Origin of the sequence: Methylocaldum sp., assembly GCF_039794385.1 — a bacterium.
Classification (GTDB): domain Bacteria; phylum Pseudomonadota; class Gammaproteobacteria; order Methylococcales; family Methylococcaceae; genus Methylocaldum.
Genome location: NZ_JBDIVO010000410.1, coordinates 1 through 3,693, shown reverse-complemented (window position 1 = coordinate 3,693; position 3,693 = coordinate 1). Strand labels below are relative to the sequence as shown.

Genomic DNA, 3,693 nt, shown 5'->3' with positions numbered 1-3,693 from the left:
GGAGGCAGATAGGTGTCCGGTATGGCGTTCCAAACGTCCTGAAATAAGTCTTCAGGCAATTTTCGTTCGGCGACGGCCGTATGGCTTACCCCCGAGAAGGCCAGAGACAGGTATAACGGACTCAAGACCAAGTGCTTCTTCATTTTTTTAGCTCCTCTTAGTAATGGAAAGCAGATGCGAGCGGTTTCTCGAAATCTCCTCCTCTAATTCTCAGGAAGTCAGTCCCGGTGTCCCTTTTCAGGGCGTCACGAATCAGGCCGCGTCGGGAAGCCTGCTGCTACAGAGCGGTCTTTTGTGGAATGAAATCGACCGGAATCCTGAGGCAGGGAGTTATTCCGCTAGGTTTTGCCGTTTAAGGTTCGATTGACAATCCCGCCTGCGCGGGATGACTGCCGTCGAACCTTGGCTTCGCGTTGCTACCTTTCGCTGCTCTCAGGTCGAACCGCTTTTGGCGGAATGATCGGCGGGGGCATCGAGGTTTCGGTTGAAATCAGTGGCGAATAGAAGATTCGATTCTTTTTCTTCATGACTACACGGCTTACGGTAGTGGTTATGGTCACGTAGCCTGACGATCGCCAGAGCCCCCAATAGCGCACGGCATTGGCTTGTTATCCGTGGTGCCTCGATTGTGTTTATCGTCCCTAACGATTTTCTTGTGTAACCCTTGTTCGGCACGCTTCGGCTTCAGGCATTATTTGGGCCATATTCATAAGCATTTAATAAGTAAACAAATGCGAGACATTGGCCGATATTTTCGGGCTTCGTATGTCGCTCTTAAGAAACGGGCAAAATCGTTCAACCGCTTCCAAGAAGTCAGTAAAGAATGGTCTGTGGAGGTTCACCGAGGGAGGTCTATGAGGCTAGTCGCTATTGCGCGACACTGTTGTAAGAAAGCGAAAATATCGCTGTGCCAAACTAGAAATTTATAGAGTCGCGCTACTGCGTCGAACATGGCATGGAATCGCGCTTGATTACGGTGAAAAATCTGGGATTCGAAAGTACCGTATCGAGCTAAGTGACAAGGTATTGAAATGGGCCGCAACTAGCCCCTATAGTGATTGGATCAATTTTTTGCGGGGGATACTTGTGAGGAAATTCGCTTTTCGCGTCCTGATGTGGCTGATGATCGCAATGCTCGTCGGGTGCAATACCGTATCGGGCTTCGGCAAGGACGTCCAAAAGCTCGGCAGGAAAATGGAAGAGGCTGCCGACCGGCGTAACCGATAGCTCGTCCAAACTCCCAAAACTGGCCGGCCCGACAAGAACATAATCCCTTTCAAAGTCGTGTTCTGCTGCCGTTAGTCGTGGCGAGCGCGGTATAATTTGTATTTTTCGCTGCAATTTTCGATGTCTGAATTTCTTTCGGAATTAAGCCGCCGCCGCACTTTCGCCATCATCTCTCACCCGGACGCCGGTAAAACCACATTGACCGAAAAGCTCCTCCTGTTCGGAGGCGCGATCCAGTTGGCCGGCTCGGTCAAAGGACGCAAGGCGGCTCGTCACGCCACCTCGGATTGGATGGAGATGGAAAAGCAGAGAGGAATCTCGGTTACGACCTCGGTCATGCAGTTCGAGCACAAGGATAAGATTTTCAATCTGTTGGATACTCCCGGACACGAGGATTTTTCCGAGGATACTTATAGGACGCTCACGGCGGTGGACTCCGCCCTGATGGTGATCGATAGCGCCAAGGGTGTCGAGGAAAGGACCATTAAGCTCATGGAGGTCTGCCGGTTGCGGGATACTCCGATCCTCACCTTCATTAACAAGCTCGACCGCGAAGGGCGGGAGCCCATCGAATTGTTGGACGAGATCGAACGCATTTTAAAGATTCAATGCGCGCCCATGACTTGGCCCATCGGCATGGGCAAGCGCTTTAAAGGCGTGTATCAGTTGTATGACGACGCGATTCAGTTGTTCAGCCCGTCTCACGGTGATCGCATCGTCGAAGGGGAGGTCATCCAGGGATTGGATAACCCTCGGTTGGAAGAGATACTCGGAGATCAGGCAGACGAGTTGCGGATGGAGATCGAGCTGGTGCGCGGCGCCAGTCACGAGTTTGACATCCAGTCCTACTTGGCCGGAAAGCAAACTCCGGTATTTTTCGGCTCGGCGATCAATAATTTCGGCGTTCTGGAGCTATTGAACGCGTTTGCAGACTATGCGCCACCGCCTCAAGCGCGGCAAGCCCGCGAGCGCGTCGTGGGGCCCGAGGAAGAAAAGTTCACCGGCTTCGTCTTCAAGATTCAGGCGAATATGGACCCGGCGCACCGCGACCGCATCGCTTTTATGCGAATCTGCTCGGGCAAGTACGTGAAGGGCATGCGAATGCACCACGTCCGCATCGGCAAAACGGTCCAGATCGCCAATGCCATCACGTTCCAGGCCGATACCCGAACCAATGTCGAAGAGGCGTATCCGGGCGACATCATCGGCTTGCATAACCATGGCACGATCCAGGTGGGCGATACGTTCAGCCAGGGGGAGACGCTCAAATACGAAGGGGTGCCTTATTTCGCGCCGGAGTTGTTCCGCCGGGTGGTGCTGAAAGATCCGCTCCGCGCGAAGGCCCTGCAAAAGGGCTTGCAGCAATTGACCGAGGAGGGCGCGACCCAGCTCTTTCGGCCGCTTAAGAATAACGATCTTATTCTGGGCGCCGTGGGTGTCCTACAGTTCGATGTGACGGCCTTCCGGTTGAAATCGGAGTACAACGTCGAATGCGTTTACGACAACGTACCGGTCACCACGGCACGCTGGGTCGGGTGTGATGATCCGAAGAAGCTGGAGGAATTCAAGCGCAAGGTTTTCGACAATCTGGCCGAAGACGGCAGCGGTTATTTGGTTTATTTGGCCAGCAGCCGAGTCAATCTGCAGCTTACCCAGGAGCGCTGGCCGGATATTCGCTTCAGCGCAACCCGTGAACTGTAAGGTGCTGCGTAACCTTAACCGATGGTGCTTTCGGCGCTGTCGGTGTTTCCCAAATTGTCCGCCCAGGTGACACGAATCTTGTCGCCCGTTTTTCCGCCACGGAATCTCACTGAGATGTAGGGATCTCTGGATACGGCTGTGCTTAGCTCACAGCTTGCGACCAAGCGTTGATTGTGCTCTATTCTGACTTCTCGAATGAAGTGAGCCGGAATGGTTCTTTCCGTCAGCTCATCCCAGCGGCGTCCGGTTTCCATCGGATGGGTGATAAGCATGCGGACGGTGGTTAGGCCTTCTTCCTGCTTGGTGCGTATCTTGATGCTGGACATTTTAGTGACTCAGGTCGAACGGGGCCAAAGTTAAGGTAATCATTAGATCGCTTGGATTCAAGCAGGGATACGAAATGACGCAATCCAGACGCAACTTCGTTCGAATGCTAGTAGCGGCATTAGCATTACCTTGGGAAGTCGTTTTTGGGGTGGCGAAATCCAGAGCACCTCAACGGATGGAGAACGGTTTCAGCCGACTGCTTTCGGATATGTTGGCGGGAGCGTCGTGGGCTGAAACCAACCGAATTGCCTTCGAAGTGCCGGAACTGGCCGAGAACGGCGCGATCGTGCCGATTTCAGTCGATAGCCGGCTGCCGAACACCTCGCGCATGCTCATTTTCGTAGAGAAAAATCCCACGCCGCTGGCGGCTCAGATTCGCTTCGAGCCCGGAACCGACGGATTTGCTTCCTTGCGCGTAAAGATGAACGAAACAAGCGC

The 3,693-nt window shown here is 53.6% G+C and carries 4 protein-coding genes; 3 read left to right on the top strand and 1 reads right to left on the bottom strand.

The window, feature by feature from the left end; translation table 11 throughout:
- Nucleotides 1–1,113: 1,113 nt before the first annotated feature.
- Together ABJK70_RS21765 and ABJK70_RS21760 are read left to right on the top strand one after the other, a co-directional pair.
- Nucleotides 1,114–1,227, top strand: a complete 114-nt coding sequence (locus ABJK70_RS21765) for an entericidin A/B family lipoprotein (RefSeq protein ID WP_077727977.1) — start codon at nt 1,114–1,116, stop codon at nt 1,225–1,227.
- A 120-nt stretch (nt 1,228–1,347) separates the two neighbouring features.
- Nucleotides 1,348–2,928 carry a peptide chain release factor 3 gene (locus tag ABJK70_RS21760; protein WP_077728120.1) on the top strand — a complete coding sequence of 527 codons (1,581 nt, stop codon included), beginning with the start codon at nt 1,348–1,350 and terminating at the stop codon, nt 2,926–2,928.
- Between the two features lie 14 nt (nt 2,929–2,942).
- On the opposite strand, the gene soxZ is transcribed toward ABJK70_RS21760, so the two are convergent.
- A complete protein-coding gene (gene soxZ, locus ABJK70_RS21755; protein ID WP_205780632.1) occupies nt 2,943–3,254 on the bottom strand; it encodes a thiosulfate oxidation carrier complex protein SoxZ in 312 nt (103 codons plus the stop codon).
- A 74-nt stretch (nt 3,255–3,328) separates the two neighbouring features.
- Here soxZ and ABJK70_RS21750 point away from each other — a divergent pair.
- The coding region (locus ABJK70_RS21750) for a thiosulfate oxidation carrier protein SoxY (RefSeq protein ID WP_347259110.1) at nt 3,329–3,693 on the top strand (365 nt) is incomplete at its 3' end.

What these genes read in the sequence shown, in the direction of transcription:
- ABJK70_RS21765 (WP_077727977.1), top strand. Translation starts at nt 1,114, where the DNA reads ATGTGGCTGATGATCGCAATGCTCGTCGGGTGCAATACCGTATCGGGC.
- soxZ (WP_205780632.1), bottom strand. Translation starts at nt 3,254, where the DNA reads ATGTCCAGCATCAAGATACGCACCAAGCAGGAAGAAGGCCTAACCACC.
- ABJK70_RS21760 (WP_077728120.1), top strand. Translation starts at nt 1,348, where the DNA reads ATGTCTGAATTTCTTTCGGAATTAAGCCGCCGCCGCACTTTCGCCATC.